The 19,867-nt window shown below is 35.8% G+C and carries 13 protein-coding genes; 8 read left to right on the top strand and 5 right to left on the bottom strand.

Annotated elements, in window-relative coordinates; genetic code table 11:
* The first annotated feature begins 6 nt into the window (after positions 1 to 6).
* Positions 7 to 2,868 (top strand): TolB family protein, encoded by a 2,862-nt coding sequence (locus ACE1EF_RS03515; RefSeq protein WP_375719232.1) that lies wholly within the window; start codon positions 7 to 9, stop codon positions 2,866 to 2,868.
* On the opposite strand, the gene ACE1EF_RS03510 is transcribed toward ACE1EF_RS03515, so the two are convergent.
* From ACE1EF_RS03510 to ACE1EF_RS03490, 5 genes are all read right to left on the bottom strand, one after another.
* Positions 2,865 to 4,814, bottom strand: a complete 1,950-nt coding sequence (locus ACE1EF_RS03510) for a DUF3857 domain-containing protein (RefSeq protein WP_375719231.1) — start codon at positions 4,812 to 4,814, stop codon at positions 2,865 to 2,867. The two genes, ACE1EF_RS03515 and ACE1EF_RS03510, sit on opposite strands and share 4 nt — an antisense overlap.
* 10 nt (positions 4,815 to 4,824) lie before the next feature.
* Positions 4,825 to 6,702: a transglutaminase domain-containing protein gene (locus ACE1EF_RS03505; protein WP_375719230.1), complete on the bottom strand. Its 1,878-nt coding sequence runs from the start codon at positions 6,700 to 6,702 to the stop codon at positions 4,825 to 4,827.
* A gap of 78 nt (positions 6,703 to 6,780) precedes the next feature.
* Complete coding sequence (locus ACE1EF_RS03500; protein ID WP_375719229.1) at positions 6,781 to 10,032, bottom strand: tetratricopeptide repeat protein; 3,252 nt, start codon at positions 10,030 to 10,032, stop codon at positions 6,781 to 6,783.
* A gap of 123 nt (positions 10,033 to 10,155) precedes the next feature.
* Positions 10,156 to 10,668 (bottom strand): DUF6702 family protein, encoded by a 513-nt coding sequence (locus tag ACE1EF_RS03495; protein WP_375719228.1) that lies wholly within the window; start codon positions 10,666 to 10,668, stop codon positions 10,156 to 10,158.
* Positions 10,665 to 11,252 (bottom strand): HupE/UreJ family protein, encoded by a 588-nt coding sequence (locus ACE1EF_RS03490; protein ID WP_375719227.1) that lies wholly within the window; start codon positions 11,250 to 11,252, stop codon positions 10,665 to 10,667. The genes ACE1EF_RS03495 and ACE1EF_RS03490 overlap by 4 nt, the downstream gene beginning before the upstream one ends.
* Before the next feature lie 92 nt (positions 11,253 to 11,344).
* On the opposite strand from ACE1EF_RS03490, the gene ACE1EF_RS03485 reads away from it, so the two are divergent.
* The 7 genes from ACE1EF_RS03485 (at position 11,345) to ACE1EF_RS03455 (ending at position 19,839) form a co-directional block, all read left to right on the top strand.
* Positions 11,345 to 12,496, top strand: coding sequence for a hypothetical protein (locus ACE1EF_RS03485; RefSeq protein ID WP_375719226.1), 1,152 nt, complete (start codon positions 11,345 to 11,347; stop codon positions 12,494 to 12,496).
* A gap of 651 nt (positions 12,497 to 13,147) precedes the next feature.
* Positions 13,148 to 14,086, top strand: a complete 939-nt coding sequence (locus ACE1EF_RS03480; protein WP_375719225.1) for a PstS family phosphate ABC transporter substrate-binding protein — start codon at positions 13,148 to 13,150, stop codon at positions 14,084 to 14,086.
* Positions 14,087 to 14,368: 282 nt separating this feature from the next.
* Positions 14,369 to 14,818 carry a hypothetical protein gene (locus tag ACE1EF_RS03475; protein WP_375719224.1) on the top strand — a complete coding sequence of 150 codons (450 nt, stop codon included), beginning with the start codon at positions 14,369 to 14,371 and terminating at the stop codon, positions 14,816 to 14,818.
* Positions 14,819 to 14,971: 153 nt separating this feature from the next.
* On the top strand, positions 14,972 to 17,617 hold the full coding sequence (locus ACE1EF_RS03470; protein ID WP_375719223.1) for a TonB-dependent receptor plug domain-containing protein: 2,646 nt from the start codon (positions 14,972 to 14,974) through the stop codon (positions 17,615 to 17,617).
* Positions 17,618 to 17,774: 157 nt separating this feature from the next.
* A complete protein-coding gene (locus ACE1EF_RS03465) occupies positions 17,775 to 18,482 on the top strand; it encodes a hypothetical protein (RefSeq protein ID WP_375719222.1) in 708 nt (235 codons plus the stop codon).
* Between the two features lie 430 nt (positions 18,483 to 18,912).
* Positions 18,913 to 19,257, top strand: coding sequence for a cupin domain-containing protein (locus tag ACE1EF_RS03460; protein WP_375719221.1), 345 nt, complete (start codon positions 18,913 to 18,915; stop codon positions 19,255 to 19,257).
* 204 nt (positions 19,258 to 19,461) lie between these two features.
* Positions 19,462 to 19,839 carry a nuclear transport factor 2 family protein gene (locus ACE1EF_RS03455; protein WP_375719220.1) on the top strand — a complete coding sequence of 126 codons (378 nt, stop codon included), beginning with the start codon at positions 19,462 to 19,464 and terminating at the stop codon, positions 19,837 to 19,839.
* The last annotated feature ends 28 nt before the right edge of the window (positions 19,840 to 19,867 follow it).

Raw genomic sequence — 19,867 nt, 5'->3', positions numbered from 1 at the left:
AAAAACATGACTAAAATATTGCTTTTGATATTTTTTTATGTCTCAGTCCCCAATATTTATGCTCAATTTGTGAATGCCGGCACGGATCGATCCTCGATAGACTGGAAAAAAATAGAAACATTGCATTACATTGTAATTTATTCTGAGAATTATGAAAGTCAGGCTATTGAATACGCTATGAAGCTTGAAAAGGCGTATAAATACGTCAATTATTCGCTTGGTTTTGAACCTAAAAAATTTACTTATGTGCTACGCACACATTCTGCTGTTGCCAATGGTATGACCGCTGTAGCTCCTAATAAGGTAGAATTATGGACCAAGCCTTATCAGGACAGTTACGGGCAGGCCTGGGATGAACAACTGATTTTGCACGAAGGCAGACATGTGGTTCAGTTTACCAGTATGTACAGGGGGGCATCCAAACTTCCCATCTGGTTGACCGGACAAATGGGATATTCTTTCCCGGTTGGCTTATATATCCCAAACTGGTTTATGGAAGGTGATGCGGTTGTTACTGAAACAGCGCTTTCAGACTTCGGACGGGGTAGACAAGCTTCCTTTGAAAAGGAAATGCGCGCATATTTTCTGCAAAAAGGAAATCCGGGATACGATAAGATGATTCTTGGATCGTACCGGGATTTTATACCTGACCATTATGCTACCGGCTACCAGATAGTTGCTGCTAACAGGGTTTTTCGTGATCCTGATATATTTAAAACAAAGCTGGATAAAATTGCCCGGTATCCATGGTATATCTGGCCCTTTTCAAGGCGTAGTAACGGTTTAAAGGATACACGAAAGCTTAAATATTACAAATTTGCGGCAGATACCCTTATGGAATTATGGAAAGCACAGGATCAACTCGTAAAGGCTGATCAGCCGGAAATAATTTACACGTCAAAGGATTATTCAGGTTTGGAATACATAACAGAAGAGGGATCTGATCTTTACGCATATCAAAGTAATCTGAGCCGTGTGCCTCAGATCGTGAAAATTGACACATCCGGTTTTGTGGTACCTGTTTTATCGCTGGGGTACAGCAATGGGAAGTATTTTGATGTTAAGGATCATAAGTTGTTGTATACTCTTGAAATGCCGAATGCAAGATGGGAGCAGGAAAGTCAGCAGGCTGTTTATGTATATGATATGCAAAAGTTCAAGAATAAAAGGTTGACGCATTACAACAGCTATTACAGTCCGGTATTTAATCCTGTAAAGGATCAGATTGCTGCAGTAGAAATGAATGATCTGAATGGTTGTAATCTGGTAATCCTTAATCCGCAGAATGGCAGCATAATTAAGCGGCTTAAAAATGATAATAACGGGTATATTATTACTCCAAAATGGACTCCGGACGGAAAGTCACTGGTATATATCAAAATCACAGATGGTGGCAAAATACTGTGCTGGAATGATTTTAAAGAGGAGAAGATTTTATTTGGGCCCGATAATATGGATTTCAAGCATCCTTATGTGACAGGCGAATATGTATTTTTTTCAGGGGATTGGTCCGGAATAGAAAATATCTACCAGATACCTCTTACCGGAGGAGAACCTGTACGTATTACTAATTCAAGGTTTGGGGCAATATCACCTACTTTTATTGATGGTGATCTGGTGTACCTTGATTACACATGGAAAGGAAACGAGGTTGTCAAACAAAATGACAATCAGATGCTTAATCAAAACCTTACAGAGGTGCCCAATTATGCCCCTAACCTTTACCGAAATCTGGCTGAAATGGAGTTAGGTAAAGTTGATTTCAAAGAAAAAGATTCAACAGAATACAGCATTAGCCGGTACAATAAATTTGCACATCAGTTTAATTTTCACAGCTGGATACCCGGTGCTGCCTATCAACTTGGTGGACAGGCATATTTACCTGGTGTGTCGTTGCTGTCTCAAAGCATGCTGAATGATGCAACAATGTCGGTTGGAGTTAATTTTGCAGCGACCAATAAGGATGAGAAATATTTCTTTAACTACATCTACCGCGGTTTTCTTCCTGTGATTCATTTTAACACCTATTATGGTGCATGGAACCAAAATATTTTAGTTATTGATGAAACAGGATACGGGTATGATGTGAGTACAGATATCAATGCCTTGCGGTTCGAGGGCAAGGTAGAATTCCCGTTTGTCTTCAGGCATCTTTCAGAGTATATTACATTATCTCCTTTTATCTACGGTAGCTATGCAACAGACAGGTATACATTTCAGAATACCGGTTCAATAGAATTTGACAGAGGCCAGGGAACCAGAACATTTTATGGTATTGGATTGTATCATTCCTGGTTGAAACAAAACGCTTACCGGAACCTTAGAACAAACTGGGGATATGAAATTACGGCAATCCTGCAAAAATTTGATAGGCACTATAAAATGTCAGGCTCTGAAGATTCTCAAATATATTCAGGGGCTGAAGTCAGTTTTTATCTGCCTGGTTTTGAAGTAAATCATAGTCTTCAACTGAATCTTACTTTTCTGCACCTGAGTAAGGATCAACCATACGGAATGGTATTTACACAACCCTTATCCATGCCAATAGGATGGAGTACACTAACAAATTCCGGATATGGCAAGGATAATTACCGCATAGGCTTTGAATACCTGTTTCCCCTGGCAAATGCGGATGCAGAAATATTTTGGCTGGCATATCTTAAACGATTAAATGTTGGCGTTTGGGCTGACCTTGGACAGTTTAAATTCAGTCGAGGTGAATATGAATATAATGCTCTGGGTGGAACGATGTATATAGATATGAATCTGTTCCGTTATCCGATTGAATGGAAAGTAGGAGCCAAAGTCGGCTATTCTTTTAGCCATCAGGATTATGTAATAGAAGGGATTTTTAACTTTGGATTTTAATCTGTTTTTTCAAGAACGAGAACAACTTTATTAAAGTCCGCAGCGGCATTTACGACTCTTCTGAAAGCTTCAAATTGTTCTATGGGAGCCAGCAGGTCTTTATAAAACTCATGGATTTTAATTGTATATGTATTGCCGGAATATTCCACTTCAGATATAAATCCATAGGGTGGATCTTCTTCTCTGGAACTTACCACATTAATTATACCTGCTTCGGGATTGGATATTTTATAACCCTCTGGAACATTAAACGTTAAGATTCTGTCGTAGCTGCGGTTAAATTGGTTTTCAACGGGAAGTGTACGTTCTGCTTCCTGGTATAATTCCGCCTGAGGCCCTATAACCATCCCCATTTTAAATAAGATTTTATTTCCGGCATTTTCAATTAATCCGGGAGTAGAGACTTTACAATTAAGTCCGAATTCATTCTGGTATTTGTTATTATTCTGATCGATTATTTTAAAATCGGAAAATTCAGGATTTAAATCATCCAAACCTGAGAGATTTTTAAATGTGCTTAACTTTTGGTCTTCATCCATCGATGACAGAATAAGTTCAAAATATCCACCTGATAACCCTTTTAACTTTTTAGTAAGATCAATATTAACCTTATTATTTTCAACATCAAGTGTAATATCAGATATGATATTATTTTGGTTATCCAAATAAGAGTTCTCTTCAATGTATTTAATATCGGCAACGGCTGAATGAAAATTACCTACACTTACTTTACGAATGAATAGAGCATTTTGAGCCATAACTTCTTCTTTGGTCATTCCCACTCTGAGAAAAGGCATGGATGGGGTCAGATATAAATCATATTCCGGGAAATAAATGAGATAGGTCGTAAGGTAATTCCAGCTGGGAAAGGATTTGTCAAATTTTACATTATCTCTTTCACATGTTAGTACAACATTATAAGGTATGTTGAGCTTTGTAAAAATGTTAGCATATAATTTGGCAAGACCTTTATCCGACGAGACCTTTTCACCAATAGTAAAGGTCAGATCGTTATAAATATAGCTGTTCTGCTCCTGGATGAGAAAATCCTTTTTTATGATGTTTTCCACGGCAATGATTTTATCTATATTTTCGCCATTGGGTACTTTAAGCTTTTTTACAAATTTTTCCAGAGCTGCTTCTTCTTTTTTATTCAGGTTTGAAAACTGATTGTTAATAATTTTTGCTGCAATATCCCAGGTATTTAACTGATATTTTCCTTTAAACAGGTTTCTGTCGAGACGATATTCTACCCGAACTTTATTGGGATTCAAATACGAAAAGAGTTCAGAATTTATTGCCGGAATATTTTCTCCGGTTAAGGAATAATAAACGGTACTATCTTTTATTTCCGGTTCACTTTGCGTCATGTGACCATTATAAGGTTTTATTAGGTATCGCAACTTTTCTGGGCATGTAAGACTGTAGCTCGCCTCTAATACAGGGAAGCCGAATTGAAAGTAATTTCGTCCAAAGGATTCTGCTTCTTTTTTCATCACGGTAAAATATTCTACCGTATTACCTTCTTCTATACCATCAACAGCGAAGATCTTATATTTTTTCCCGGTTTCCTCATCTGTTATTTCTTTTATGTTGGACTTGTCAAATTCCTTTATTGTACCATCGGAGGAAATTGTCCGTGCCTTTATGGTTATATATTCAAGTACGGACTCATCATACATATAGTATTTATTAAAACTCTGAATGGATTCTTCATTCAGGATGCGATATACTTTATGTTCTGTTTCGTATGCATAAAGGTTTCCATCATCTCCGTGTCTGAAGTCATATGCTATATTCAGGTTCAAACAAATAACATTTTCGTTCATCAAAGAATCCGGTAGTGTTTTGTAATCCGGTGAAGTTTCCCAATCGGTGGTTTCAAATCCTTTTGCCTGAGCAATTATCTGTGATGCCAAAAACAGTAAAAGAAATAATTTTTTCATAGTCGTTGGTTTAAATTTTTTCTAATCCTACAGTCTGATTATATGCTTTATTCAATTCCAGAATCATTTTATCCCACTCAGAAAAATCCTTCGGCTCAAGATCAAGTAAATTCATAATAATTGTTTTATGTTGAGTGATACGGTTATTATTTTGGGAATATTCAATTTTAAAACTAAAATACGGATTCTGATATGAAATGTTTTCCGGAACATAACTGACTTTAAAACCGTCAGGTATCTCTAATGATGATATAGTAGTTTCATTGAATTTAAAGTCGTTTGCAAATGGCCTGCATGAGAAGGTTGTGTCAATTTTATATTCAGCAAATTCTTTATCCAGATTTAAATTAATGTATATTTCATTACCCAGATTTTGCACGTAGTCAGTGACATTAAATGAATAATCAATAATTATGGGATTGTCTCTGTCTTTAATATCCGGGATATTAAAATTATTAACGATAAACGTATTATTCCCAAGAACCAGAATCTTATTTAATGTTTTGTTGAGTTTATCATTTTTTACGCCATCCAACGTACTGGAAATTTCGTAACGGTTATAACCTTCCCAGCGCTTTTGAGCAACTCCGGTAACTGAAGATCCTTTAATGCGGATACTTAAGGAATCAATAATCCGGCTTTCAGTAAAAGGCGTTACAGGTAAATATTTTATGGTGTAATCTTTATCGGATAAACGGATAAGCACTTCTTTTCCCTGAATGTGATGTGGAACATATCCAAATTCATACATATCCATTGTGCCATCTAAAATAATTAAAGAATCCCTGGTTAAATAGGCTGCTACCATGTGATTATCTGCTGCTATTGTTGGTAATTCTTCATAGGTATAAGGTATGTCTCTTGTACCAACCCAACTGTAATAACAGGGCAACCCGGCAACTTTCATCATTCCGACTATAATACTGGTCATATCCTTGCAGTCACCATACCTCTGATCAAAAACTTTTTGAGAACTATGGGGTATAAATCCTCTGTATCCATCCTCAAAAGCAACATATTTAATATTATCCTGAACCCAATAAAGAATAGCTTTCGCTTTATCATTGTCTGAAATGCAGTTCTGTGTAATTTCCTTTACTTTGACTTTAAACTCTTCAGAATAAGTGGTGTCAATTGTTTTGATAAAGCCATTGTAATAGGTAAAAAGATCATCTGTCGTTTCAAAATACCGTTCGGTTCTATCAGAAAGCCTGACTTCGTTAACGAGCATGTGAATATGTGGCCAGAGATGGCGAATGCTGGTGTAATTATTGCCATATTTTGCTGCAGGCATATTGTCCCCTGTAAAGGTATAAATGGTGTATTTCCCTTTATGCGTTGAATCGCAGGCAATGTGCACCCTGTCAAAATTAAATTTTTTGAACTCAACTTTTATATTATCATGTACTTTAACGGTAAGGACTGTACGTTCCGTAGGCACAGAGGATTGAAAATAAAACAAGTCTGAAAAATGAGCGTCTTTTATGACCTCATCATAAGCCATAATCATAACTGAACCTTTATTTACCATGGGATAGGTGATTTCAATTTGCTTGGAATCATCATAAAATACAGAGTTGCCGATGTTATTTGTAGTTTTTTTGTTTGTAGCCTCAGCTTTTTTGTATTTTCCTTTTGAAAGGTAATATGTATATGTATTTACATTATTTACTGAATTGAATTTTCCAAAATAGATATGATTCTTAGCACCGTTTTTGGAATGTTCGTTAAGTAGCATTATTGCTTCCTCGTTGTGCTGAAAAATCTTTAGTGAATCGTTAACAATATCAAATGTGATATCTTTATTATTATACAGGAACACTGCATTTTGATTGCTGTATCTGGCAGTCATATCTTTAATGTCAGGTATTTTTATTTTCGCTGCCAAACATGTCTGAGTTAAAATAATTCCTGAAATAACCCAATATATTTTTTTTATATTTTTCAAATCAAATTGCTTTCTTAATTATTCTTTCATTTTCATAAATCTGTTGTTGAAATAAATTTCAGTTCTGTTATGCTTTCCTGTGTTATCATAAAAAACATCTTCTCCGTTTATATCGTCCTGATTGAATTCTGTAGTATTGCGTAGTTTTCCATTCTCGTAAAATTCACTAAATAAACCATACCTGTCACCCATAATATAACTTCCCTCTGATTTTACATTTCCATTGGCGTAGTAATATGTATGTTTACCGTTTAATGAACCGCATGAATATTCTGCCTGTGATATTATTTTGCCGTTTGCGGCATACAATATTTGTTCGCCATTGGGACAAAAATCTTTGAGTTGCATTTCGTATGCAATTTTCCCGTTAGGGAAGTATGATTTTATCAGTTCATTACCGGTTTTTATCTGTATAGGTTCAGACCAACCAGAAGATAAGGGTGTTTGATATGAAATAATTTCGTCTCCCTTGTATAAAATCCTGATTTGCAAGTTTCCATTGTAATCCCATAATGTGGTATAACCATCCATCTCATCATTAATATACATGGACATAGCTTGTATTTTCCCATTCTCATAATAAGAAGTCCTACGGTAAAATCTATTATCATCAATATAATATGATGAATCTTCGGGCAAGCCATTCTCGTAAAACGAAACCCATAATCCGTGTTTTTTATCATAGCGGTATTTCCCTTTTTGCCGCAGTTTTCCCGATAAGTAATATCTGTTATAATCACCCTGTCTTTGATCGTTGAAAAAATACATTTCAGACTCAATATTTCCATTTGGGTAAAACCATTTTAATGTGTCGTAAAAGCAATAATTATAAACATTTACAGAGCCCCTTAATTCGCCAGTCAGACTATAGGATTCAAATATTGGCTTTTTATCATAATTGTTAGTACAATATATGTTTCCGGCTTCGTCATAATAATCAACCCTTACCAAATCTCCTTTTTTGTTTTGATAGCGTGAAGTTATTATGGTGTCATTTAAAAAGTAGGTTGACCATCCGTTTGGTTCGTTATTAACGTAATAGCTCTTAAATGATTTTTGGCCCAGTGGATTATATTGCAGATATTGGCCGGTAAAAGAGCCATCCTTTAAATACCCTGAACTTTTAATATTGCTGTTGTTGTAATAGGTTTCATATTTGCTTATTCCATACGTGCCTGCTTCTGATGTTTTGGCTATTAAAGTCCCGTTTATGTAGTAATTTTCTTCCCTGGGAAGTTTTGTCCCGTCCTTATAATAAGATATTGTTTTCAGATTACCATTTCGCCAGAAATCCTTTATGGTACCGTCAAGTTTTCCATTTCGGATGTTTCCCTTTCTGGCGACCGGACCATCAGGGTAGTAGGTTACAAACTCAAATGACATATCATCAGAACTATAACTGTCTCTTTCTTTATCACCTGTATAATTAATCAGTTTTAATATACTTCCGTCTTCATATACTTCTGTGGAGAAATGATTTCCTTCTCTGTCAAAGGATTTTAATTCCCCGTCAATGTTTCCTGCATCATTATATGGCGTAATTTGTTGAATCTTCCCATTTTCATAGTACTGGGTAATTGATTTTAAAATTGTGTCATTGTAAAGGTATTCGCTCAGTAATATATTATTATCAGAAAAATATTGCCAGAGTCCTGTTTCTTTACCGTTTATGTAACTACCTTTTGAACTAACATTTCCGTTTGGATGATAGGTTGTTTCTTCTCCTTCTTCTTTTCCGTTTTTATACCTAGAGATTAAATAAATCTTTTGATCATAATGGTAAGTTTTATACAGGCCATTTATTTCACCATCAAGATAGTTGTAGATAAAAGAGGTATCACCGTTATCGTAAAAGCCTATTGCAGGTCCGTTTCGCGTTCCGTCCTTGAAATAATTTATTTCATCAAGTTGCCCGGTCTTGTTATAGAATTTTACTATGCCATCAGGAATATCGTCTATGTAGGCCACTTCATATCTGATCTTTCCATTCGGAAAGTATTTATATTCCATCCCGTTTACTTTACCACCCGTCAAATCCTGTTTAAATTCCAGGTTTCCTTCCGATGTATAATATAACCATGTTCCGTTCTTTTCCCCATTAATGTAATTTCCGCAGGCTTTCAAACCTCCATTGTTATTAAAATACTGCCAGTAACCTTCTTCCTTTTGATCCGAATTATATGCACCAATGCTGTATGGTTCGTCATTGTCGAATTCAACTATATTATGTACAATACCGTTTGGTGTAATGACATCTCTGTAGTTTTTCACAGCGGTAAGTTCAGATCCCAGTTTATAAAACTCTTTAAGTAGGTTTTCATTTTTTGCTTTCCACTCCTGTACTTTATTATTTTTGGTTGATGTTAGTATTGTGTAAAGCATTGGTGCCATATATCCTTTTTCTTTAATACTTTTAAAAAACGGGAAATACATCTCAACCCAAAATGATTTATCTGTGGTGTCGAACGGTAATTTGTCGAATAAAAGTTGTGTCTGTTTAACTGTAGCTGCACTAAAATCTATGACAGGTTCAAATTCGTCAGTAATTACTATTCTGGATGCAATAAGATGATCAGTTTCTTCGAACAGTGTATTATCCAGAAAAGGTTCAATATACTCACCATGTGCTGTATCCACATAGCTTTGCGCAATGTTATCCAAATAAACCAGGTATTTGTTACTTCTGCTTGAATTAGGTTCAACCATAAGGTAGGTTTCCAGAGATAGCATTGCCTTTGTTAACTGATGCTGCCGGGCACTTATTATTCCCAGGAACAGGTGACTTGTGGCATGAAAGGGATTGCATCTGAGTGCTTCCTGGAAACATTTTGTAGCTTTCTCCATATCCCCAATATTATAATAAGTATATCCAAGATTATAATGGTTCAAATAATTAAATGGCTTTTTAGCAATTGCTTTGCTATAATATGAAATGGCTGAATCTTTTTTACCCATATTATCAAATGCCGTTGCCATAGTCGCCAAAAACAAACCGTCATAGGTTGAAGGTTCTGTCATTCCCTTTTGACAGGTCTCTATGGTCTGATTGTAATCATCCTCAGCCAGGTGAGTAATAGCCAGCTCATATAACATGCGGGTGTAAGCAGAATCATTTTCATCTACAGTTTTAAATACTTCAATGGCTTCTGGGTATTTTTGTTCGTCGTATAATTTTATACCCTTATCAACAATACTGTCCTGGGTTTGAGACAGCAAATTATACATAAAGCAAGTTGAAATGAATACAACAAGTAATAATCTTCGTAACATAGCAAGTAATATTAGGTTAAATGTATCTCAACAATGCTACTAAAATAAGAAAAAAATAAACGGATTCGTAGTAGCTTAATAATTCATACTCAGTATAAGTAAAAAGAGCGAAACGTTTATTAACTATAATTTTTCAATCCTTACCGGAACACCGGGATAAAACTGCAGAATCTTATGTGATCCGTTGTCGATAAACACATGTAAGATATTGGACTGTTTGCTGAAGGATGAAAAGAGCAGTATGTCTTTCACGGTTATGAGATTAAAATCAGACAGGTTAGTGAAATTTCCGTTAAGCTTTACCTGACATACATTATCTTCAATCTTTTTAATGGATCCCAAATCGAATCTAATTATGGTATCATCCAGTTTTAGTTCAAAATTGGAGCTAATGTATTCATAAATGGTTGCCTTCATGATTTCTCCCGGTTCATCATAATTAAACGCCGGCTGCGGATAGATCTGCCGAAGGGCACTTTCAAAATCATCAATGAAGAAATTCAGGGTGAGAATGCAGTTTTTGTCTTTGGTATCAATCTGTAGTTTTCCCGTGGTCATTTTTATGGGATGTGCATAAAGTAAGCCTCCCGGAATCAGCAGGATCAACAAAAGTCCTATGGATTTTAACGATTTCACCCTAAAAACAATGCTTTAATAATCATGGTTGCGGCAATACCACCGCCAGCACCTGAAATAACCAGATTCCAGTCGCGGTGTTTTATGGTAAAGAGGGTAGACAAAATAAGATTTGCGATCAGGAACAGACTGACGATTATCAGTTGCCCCACCTCAATACCCACATTAAATGAGAATAACGGAAATACAATTGAGTCATCCGAAATACCCATCATCATGGCTCTGAAGAAATTCGAAAAGCCCATGCCATGGATCAGACCGAAAAAAAGCGCCAGAAAATAATTAATCTGAAACTTTTTATCCGGGGCGCTTTTTTTAACAATGTTGTAAATGCTGGTTAAAAGAATAGTTACTGGGATCAATGTTTCCACCAGTTTTTGATTAACCGATATGATATTCAACCCGGCTAATGCCAGTGTTGAAGTATGTCCAAGTGTAAATGCGGTAATGAGAATTAAAATCTGTTTCCACTGCCTAAGCGTATAAACAGCACATAAAGTAATAATGAATACCATATGATCCAGACCATTAAGGTCCGTAATGTGGTTAATTCCTTGTTCGAGATAGAATAAGAACTGATCCATTATTTTGTGAAAATCCCGGATTAATACTTCTTTTGAAACAAGATTGTATATTTATTGTTTTACAATCACTGTTTAAACGTCAAAAATAAGTTATGCGCTTCATATATCTTATCATTCTGTTTGTCTTTATGCATATTACATCTCTTTTTGCCCACCGGGAGAACTCTTATTTCCTGCACGGAACGTTTGGTGATCAACCTGTGGCCATACAGATTGATGAATATGGAAATAATTGTATGGCCCGCTATTTTACACCCGATCATAAGTATGATAAGGTTATGGAAGGCGCTATTTTGCCTGATACAACATTTGAACTGCATGCTATTGTATATGATGAATATTCTAATGCTAATACACGCGGTAATGTGTTGGATATAAAAGAAATACATTTGGATGTATGGAGAGGTACCTGGACGGAGGAAGATGGATCGGTTATGGAGGTTAAACTGAGCCGTATTGATGTGAAAGAACTGAATCATCCGTTTATTGAAGCTATTCTGAAATATGGTGTTTCTCCTTTTGCCGCATACAGAACGAAAGATATTAAGCTCATCGACCTGAAAAAAGAGAAAATAGGGAAGGGGACTTACATCATGAATGAGCTTGAACCAATGACAGGAATAAAATGGTTTCGCCTGATCCCGAATGACAAAAGGCTGCCGGAGGTTGATTCCGTAAATATAAAACTGCAGGCGGAACTGTTGACGGCTATAAATAACAGGTATGGTTGTGTTTACCTGGGAACTCCAGGTGATTATCGTTATGAATATGAGGTTAAGTATTTAAGCAGCAAACTAATCAGCTATAAGGTTACGTCCAACGCAGCGTGTTATGGAAGTCCTGCTCAGGATTTAATCAGTTACAACACATTTTACATAGAAAATGCAGCACCTGTTTCTCTGGAATCTCTGTTTTGGTTTGGAGAAAAACCACAGCCTGAACTGAGCGATGGAGAGTATGCCTGGTTTCAGTACCGCTACAAGGTTTTCGGACCTAAAATACTGGAGCTTATGAAAGCTGAATATCCTGATAAAATGGATTCGGTCAATGCACAGAACTGCAACTACGATAATGTGAAAATGTGGCAGTTTCCAACCTGGTGTCTCACTGAAAAAGGACTGTACCTGGGAAGTAAATCACCTATATCCAATCGGAAATGCGATGACGCAGGTTGGTCTGTGATCCCGTATAAAAAGCTTAAACAATATGTATCAACTGATTTGGGATTGGTGAAGAATAAATAATACCACTGAAATCACATTCTGTTACGTGGGGTTTAACACCCTCTCCTTCACCAAGCTCAGGATTCACCCAGTAGTTTTTTTTTGATGCATCAAAAGAAACCAACCGCGTGTTGCCAAAAGCTTTAGCGGTGGTGCAAAATGCTTGCAGCAAATAAATCCCTGGTATAACCTGCCTTTCATTTTTATTCTGCAGGATAAGATTGTTAATTGGTTTAATTTCAAAGGCTGAATCTACCCGCTAATCCTCCATATTTGCAGCTGTCTTACCCGCATCTGTTACACTTTGATAGCCTTTTTCCTGAAAGAAATGCTATTAAATCAAAACGGGGTGAAGCAGGAGGACATAGAAAACATCTTAAGGTTATGTCATTAAAATCGGTCTTAAAATTAACGGGTCAGATAGGATATCTGTATAAAGAATGATAACGGATACAAACTGAATAAACGAAGTACGAAAATATACACTAAAACATAACAAATTACCGTGAAAGATTTTGGGGAATGTTGTAAATTTGAATGATAGAACTGACTGGTGGTATGACAGTTAGGTAGAAGGGGATAATTGGCATTATAATTACTGATCTCCAGTAGAAGGTCCTTATAAAATTCAGAACAATACAACTTTAATAATACGTTTAAAATCTGTTTAGTATGAAAAAGAGATCTTTTATTTACCTGATACTGGTAGCTTTTATACTATCGGCTTGTACGTCGAAAAAAAAGCAGGAAAATACGATTAATATTTCCGGAGCATACGCACTGTATCCCTTGGTTGTTAAATGGGCTGAGGAATATAAAAAGGACCATGAAAATGTTCAGTTTAATATTTCTGCAGTAGGAGCCGGGCAGGGTATGGCAGATGCTTTGGAATCGAAAGTCGATTTAGGACTATACTCTTCTGTAATAGAACAGGAATTTATTGACAAAGGGGTTTGGTGGGTTGGTCTTTGTAAAAATGCTGTTTTACCAACGGTCTATCTGAATAATCCTTATCTGAAAGTCCTTAAAAACCGTGGTTTAAAAAAAGAGGAGTTTAAAGGTATTTTTATTGATGGTACAATTTCTGACTGGAACGAAATTTTAGATCTTAATGCCGAAGCACCAATTCGGGTTTATACGCGCAATGATGCTTCCGGAGCGGCAGGTACATGGGCTAAATACCTTGGAGGACAACAAAAAGACCTGAAGGGAATAAAAATACAGGGCGATTCAGCCCTGTTAGCACAGGTTATCAAAGATCCGGAGGGGATCGCCTTTAACAATACGTCTTATATATACAATATACATACCGGACTGAAAAGAAATGGGATAGAAGTAATTCCTCTGGATCTTAATGCAAATGGGATCATTGATCCTGAGGAAGATTTTTATGATACGTTTGATTCTATTTTAGAAGCCATTGAAAAGGGCAACTATCCATCACCACCTTCCCGGGAACTCTTCATCGTAGCAAGAGATAAACCTGATAAGCCGGTTGTTATCGATTTCATTAACTGGTCGCTTACCGATGGCCAGAAATTTATCAGAGCAACAGGGTATGTTCCTCTTGAGCCGGGAAAAATAAAACGTTACCTGGATAAATTAAATTAAAGGATAGATTACTTTTACTATTGCTGACAGTACCCGTGAAACATTGAAATTTTATTGAAATTTCATACATTTAACCAATATAATATCTTATGAAACTTATTGAATTATTCGATGGTACCCTATTTGATTGTCAGATGCATAAAAACCTGTTGGAAAACGAAGGCATAAATCAGTACAGGAAAAAGGTACTGATCTGTAGAAATTACAGTATTTATTTATGATTATGCTGATTCTTCTTTCTGGTTTTTATCTTATATTTGATTGTTGATAATAATTTGAACCATGAAAAAAGTAATTTTCCTGCTGCTTTTTGCTTCCATATGCATAGTGTCCTGCCAAAAAGAGGATTATCTTGATACAGTTACCGGGTATTACAGGTGCATGCATTTTGAGCGGGACGGCGCCGGTAGTCTGCATTTTGATCTCTATGAAACCGTTAATAACGGAAAGCTAAAAGCACATATTACGTATTTTAATTTCAGCAATATTAGCAAAGATGTAATTCTGGAACAGAATACCGAAACTGTGGATCTTTTTAATTACTTCTATTCAGCTCTTCATAACGAAAATGAGCTGGCTGGTGACTACACACCTTCCGGACTGCCAACCGGAACATGGGCAAGAATATTTTTTGATCTGGATTCAGATATGGTTGAAGTAACCAACAGTGAATTAAGAGACAGTTTATTGCAGTTTGAGGCTTTAGTGAAGGAAAAAGCAGGACTGGAATGAAGTTCTGATGAGAACTAGTTCTTTTATTCTGTTTGAAAAATGACAAGTTCGGAAATTGTCGAATGAATAAATAATATCATGTTTGTTTGCCTGGTTTACGACGTGTTGGTCAGATGTTGAAATCACGGATTCTGATATCAATAAAATTAAACAATGAAATTACTTCTATGTAAGACACTTGCTGTTATTTGCTTTGTTTTAGGTATCTCATCTCCTGTAAGAAGTCAGTCCGGGAATGGCTTATTAAACAAAGCGGATAGCTTGATAAATCAGGCTTCAGAAAAGAAAAATGTCTTTTACGAATTTGGCTCAAAAAACGATGGTTTTGATTCCGGTATTGTTTTTTATCCGCATCAATCGGATCGTGGTTTTTTCATTTCACCGGAAGAACTGATAATTGGCAGAATACCGGGTTTGCAGATCACCTCTAATGGTATTCCGGGAGGCAGTTCCACCTTACTCAATAGAGGCACAACAAGTTTATATGAAAGCAATGCCCCATTGATGGTAGTCGATAATATCATTATGTACAATGCTGATCTCTCAATCGTTAATCCGAATGACATAGAAAGTTTTACGTATATAAATGATGCTTCTGCTGCAGCAATTTATGGCTATGAAGCAAATAATGGTGTTATTATAATTACCACTAAAAAGGCACATTCAGGGGATAAGCTCAGGATAAGTTATAAGACTAATTTTGCCTTTTCAACGCCTGGTGATTTTGTTGATGTATACAGTGGTGATGAGTTCCGACAGATCATTCAGAACCACAAAGATTTATATGAACCTGAAGCTATGGGAAGTATTGGTTCCGCAAATACCAACTGGCAAAAAGAGATATTCAGAAAAACCATATCACAGATTCATAATCTGTCAATTTCAGGGGCACGAAAAATTCCATATAGAATATCACTGGTATATGTAAACCAGAACGGGGTTCTAAAAAATACAGGGCAGGAAAAATTTATAGGTTCTCTTGATGTGCATCCATCATTTTTAAAAGATAATCTGAAACTAAATATAAATATCAAAGGTTTGAAAGCGAACCAAAACCATGGTGATGTTAATGCGATTGGTTCAGCCATATCTATGGATCCAACTCAACTGATTATGGATGGCAATGTAAATTCAAACGGTTATTTTCAGTGGGAAAACTACGACGCTTTTTTAGGCACCCCTAATCCCTTGGAACAGATACTGGAAGCGGACCATAAATCGGTAAATAATAGATTTATGGCCTACATTCAGCTTGATTACAGGCTGCCTGTTTTTAAAAATAGCAAAAACAATGAGTTTAAGGTAAGCTTGAATTTTGGAGCAGATCATTCACAAACAGACGGATATGATAACCGACCGGTAACTTCTCCGGTAATGCTAACGCAACCATATACCGGACGTTTATCCGATTACTCTTTTACCAACAATAATGATCAGTTGGGCTTCAGTTTAAAATACAGAAAGTATTTCACACCTATTAAAAGTGAAATCAGCGCTATGGCTGGTTTCTTTTGGAACCATGCAAAAAAAGGAAATTCCAGTTACATCCGTAGTAATGTAGACGAAACAAACGAAACATATTATCCGTACGAATCAATATATTGGACTGAAAATTACAAATCACTTCTGTTTGGCCGATTGAATTATAGTCTGATGGATAAATATTTACTTTCCTGCATCGTTAACAGTTATGCTAATTCTCGTTTTCCATACAGACATAACACGTTATCCTTATTATTAGCCTGGAAGATTAAAGAAGAGGCTTTTCTGAAAAATTCAGATTTTGTTTCCGGCTTGAAATTAAAACTTGGTTATGGTCCCCTGAATCTGGATAATGATGCTAACACTGAACATTATACTTTATATGAAAGTATTAAACAATTAACGCTTGGTATGGACTTTGGACTTATTAAGAATCGTATCAGCGGAACTTTCAGTACTTATAAAATATCATCTGAAAATTTATTGATTTCAGTTAATATACCAAGGGTTAGTAATTATTCAAATTCGTTTCTGACAAATAGTGGCAGCATAGAGAATACTGGTTACAGTTGTGCCTTATTTCTTAAACCTTTATCAAAAGAAAACATTGATTTGACTGTAGGATTTCATTTGTCACATAATCGCAATACGGTCAGGAGTTTGTATTCCAATGCATTCCGTTTTGTTGATGAAATATATTACGGAAGTGGACTTACAGGAACCAAACAGGTTACCAGGGTTGGATATCCTGTGTTTTCCTATTATTTGAATAAGCAGGTTTATGATAATAATGGAAATCCCATTGAAGGTTTGTATGTTGACTTCACCGGTGAAGGAGCTAATGTTAATAATCTTGATAACAGGTACATATATAAAAATCCGGCACCGGAGTATTTGATGGGATTGTCCTGTCAGTTCAACTATAGAAACCTGGATATCTCCTTTGGTTCCCGTATTCATCTTGGTAATTATGTTTATAATGAGTTCTCTGCAGGTTCATCATACGATCAGATATACCCAATTGATTACTGGAAAAATCAAAGCACTTCTTTAAGTAGCACCAACTTTATTAAACGCCAGTTTAGCAGTGATTACTTTGTTGAAAACGCATCATTCTTGAAACTGGACCATTTTAGCATTGGCTATAAATTTGAACCGGTTCTGAAAAGATATACAATTGACCTGTATTTCTCGGCACAAAACGTTTTGACTTTAACCAGTTACAGCGGACGAGATCCTGAAGTGGCTGATGGAACAGACTATTACAGTTATCCGCGACCAGAGGTTTATTCACTTGGAATAAACGTTGATTTTTGAGTTAAATACCTGGACTTGTATATGTTGAAATTAAATAGTGAGGTTTGCTTGTTAAAATATAGATAATTAAACTTAACACATTTATATATGATTTGGCAACAAATTATAGTTGTCATTAAATGATTAGGTTATATTGGATTTGAACTGAAAAAATAAAATGAAAAAAACAGCATTAATTCTTTTTTGTATTGTTTTTATTCAGATGAATATATTCTCAGATGCTCCCTGGGAAAAGTTTTATGTGACTAAAGATAATCTTCCCACAGATTTATTAAAAAAAGGGACTGGAATACTAACACTTAATTCGGGCATAAAAAGAGGTATTGATCTGGATATATTCGATGATAATTTTAAAAAAACAACAGTTTTGGATTTAAGAATCAGTAAACCATTTAGCAATTTCGGATATCATCCACCCCTGGATACTGCAATATCGAACTACCGGTATTTAATTATTGATCAAAATGAAGATTATATTAAGATCGTATATGATATTGAAAATAAATCTGAAGCCTGGATCAGTAGGTATCAATTGGAAAGCAGGTTTTATGTCAGTATTAAGTATTTTAATGAGCTTAAAACTGATGACTGTTTTCTTTCAATTTTTGATATGCTTCAGGTTGATCAAAGAAAAGTTTATTCTATGCCGGATTTAGAATCGGAATGTATTGTATTGTCCCGATCTGAAAAAGGAAGAAAACTACTCAAAATAATTGATCAAAAAGGTGACTTTGTAAAGCTTGGTCTTGTATACCGGAATGAAGATGTACAATCTGAAAGGGTCTCTAAGGTGCTGGGATGGATAAAAATCAGAAATGAAAACAATGCGATTAATGTTTGGATATTTAATGTAGATTTATGTTAATTTTCTGCTCTAATATTTGGTTTGACAGGATGCATAATCTGTAAATTGTTTTTTTCTAAAACAATCCATTTGCTTCTGGCCTGTAATCGCCTTAATAAACTCATCCAGCTATAGATATCTGTACTATGAATTCCTGCGATCTTCCTTTTTTATTTAAATTGTAGTTGAAAAGTTCTTCTGCTGTATGGATTAAGCTTATTATTTAGTCGCACTCATATCTAAATACAAACCTTTCATATTATCTGGTATTTGGGAAAAGTAAAATTGTCTACACATTTACAATAACCATCACGTTAACAAATATTGATTTTATCAACGTTTTGGGGCTGTTTATGTTATATAACTTATGACTTGGCCGTATTATCAGGCATGTTCTAATTGAATTGAGTTGGCATTATGAACAGAATTTATAATTCAAAATCAGACAGTAATGGAAAAGAATGATCAAAGCACCATCAGCAGAAAAGGATTGTTGAATGTTGATATCGGCAAACGGGATGTTTCGGTGGTAAAAATTATGGAAGTTGAATTTCAGGCAGGCCAGAAGGCACCATATCATCGTCATCCCTGCCCGATAGTCGGACAAATTGTATCCGGCTCCTGTCTGCTTCAGGTTGAAGGGGAGAACCCACAGGTTCTGAAAGCCGGAGAAGCCTTTTATGAACCGGCTGAAACTCCAATCGTCCATTTTGATAATTATTCAGATACAGAACCCATGACATTTGTAGCGTATTATCTGACAAATGGGGAAGAGGAATTGACAGTAATCCTTTAATATCCATTTGTCGTTTCAGCTCTATATTGGTGAAAGAGGATAAACGCTATTGACAGGGTAAATTTTGCTTATTAAAACGCTGTAATGCCATGTTACATTTCATTGAACTTATGTTGCAATTGAATCAAATAAGGGTATTCCCGGTCCGCTCTGAAACTATTCCGGTATGATTTGTTTAATACAATGAGGTTAAACGAAACTGATATGATTGAAAACAAAAACAAAGAAAATGCGATGGCATTTTACAGGATGGCATTTAATGGTGATCCGGAAACTGCAGTAAAACTCTATGTGGGTGAAAGGTATATTCAGCACAATCCGGCCGTTGAAGATGGACCGGAAGGTTTTATCAGGTATTTTAATCGAATGAAAAAGGAGTATCCCGAAAAGTCAGTAAGTTTTTTACGAAGTGTGGCAGAAGGTGACCTCGTAGCCCTCCATACACATCAGGTGTGGCCGGGCAATGAAGAATATATTACTATGGATTTCTTCCGTTTTGATGAACGCGGAAAAATTGTGGAACACTGGGATTCTCTTCAACAGGTTCCCAAAGAATCTGCAAATAATAACGGGATGTGCTGATTCTTTTGGATTTAAAAATTTATAACAT

This window comes from Quyinboa sediminis (assembly GCF_042219855.1).
Taxonomy (GTDB): domain Bacteria; phylum Bacteroidota; class Bacteroidia; order Bacteroidales; family UBA5342; genus JBHJHP01.
This window is presented reverse-complemented; position numbering and strand designations above follow the sequence as displayed.

Excerpts from the sequence above, each read along its gene's own strand:
- ACE1EF_RS03470 (WP_375719223.1), top strand. The coding sequence starts at position 14,972 with ATGAAATTACTTCTATGTAAGACACTTGCTGTTATTTGCTTTGTTTTA.
- ACE1EF_RS03465 (WP_375719222.1), top strand. The coding sequence starts at position 17,775 with ATGAAAAAAACAGCATTAATTCTTTTTTGTATTGTTTTTATTCAGATG.
- ACE1EF_RS03475 (WP_375719224.1), top strand. The coding sequence starts at position 14,369 with ATGAAAAAAGTAATTTTCCTGCTGCTTTTTGCTTCCATATGCATAGTG.
- ACE1EF_RS03460 (WP_375719221.1), top strand. The coding sequence starts at position 18,913 with ATGGAAAAGAATGATCAAAGCACCATCAGCAGAAAAGGATTGTTGAAT.
- ACE1EF_RS03510 (WP_375719231.1), bottom strand. The coding sequence starts at position 4,814 with ATGAAAAAATTATTTCTTTTACTGTTTTTGGCATCACAGATAATTGCT.
- ACE1EF_RS03490 (WP_375719227.1), bottom strand. The coding sequence starts at position 11,252 with ATGGATCAGTTCTTATTCTATCTCGAACAAGGAATTAACCACATTACG.
- ACE1EF_RS03485 (WP_375719226.1), top strand. The coding sequence starts at position 11,345 with ATGCGCTTCATATATCTTATCATTCTGTTTGTCTTTATGCATATTACA.
- ACE1EF_RS03500 (WP_375719229.1), bottom strand. The coding sequence starts at position 10,032 with ATGTTACGAAGATTATTACTTGTTGTATTCATTTCAACTTGCTTTATG.
- ACE1EF_RS03480 (WP_375719225.1), top strand. The coding sequence starts at position 13,148 with ATGAAAAAGAGATCTTTTATTTACCTGATACTGGTAGCTTTTATACTA.
- ACE1EF_RS03455 (WP_375719220.1), top strand. The coding sequence starts at position 19,462 with ATGATTGAAAACAAAAACAAAGAAAATGCGATGGCATTTTACAGGATG.
- ACE1EF_RS03515 (WP_375719232.1), top strand. The coding sequence starts at position 7 with ATGACTAAAATATTGCTTTTGATATTTTTTTATGTCTCAGTCCCCAAT.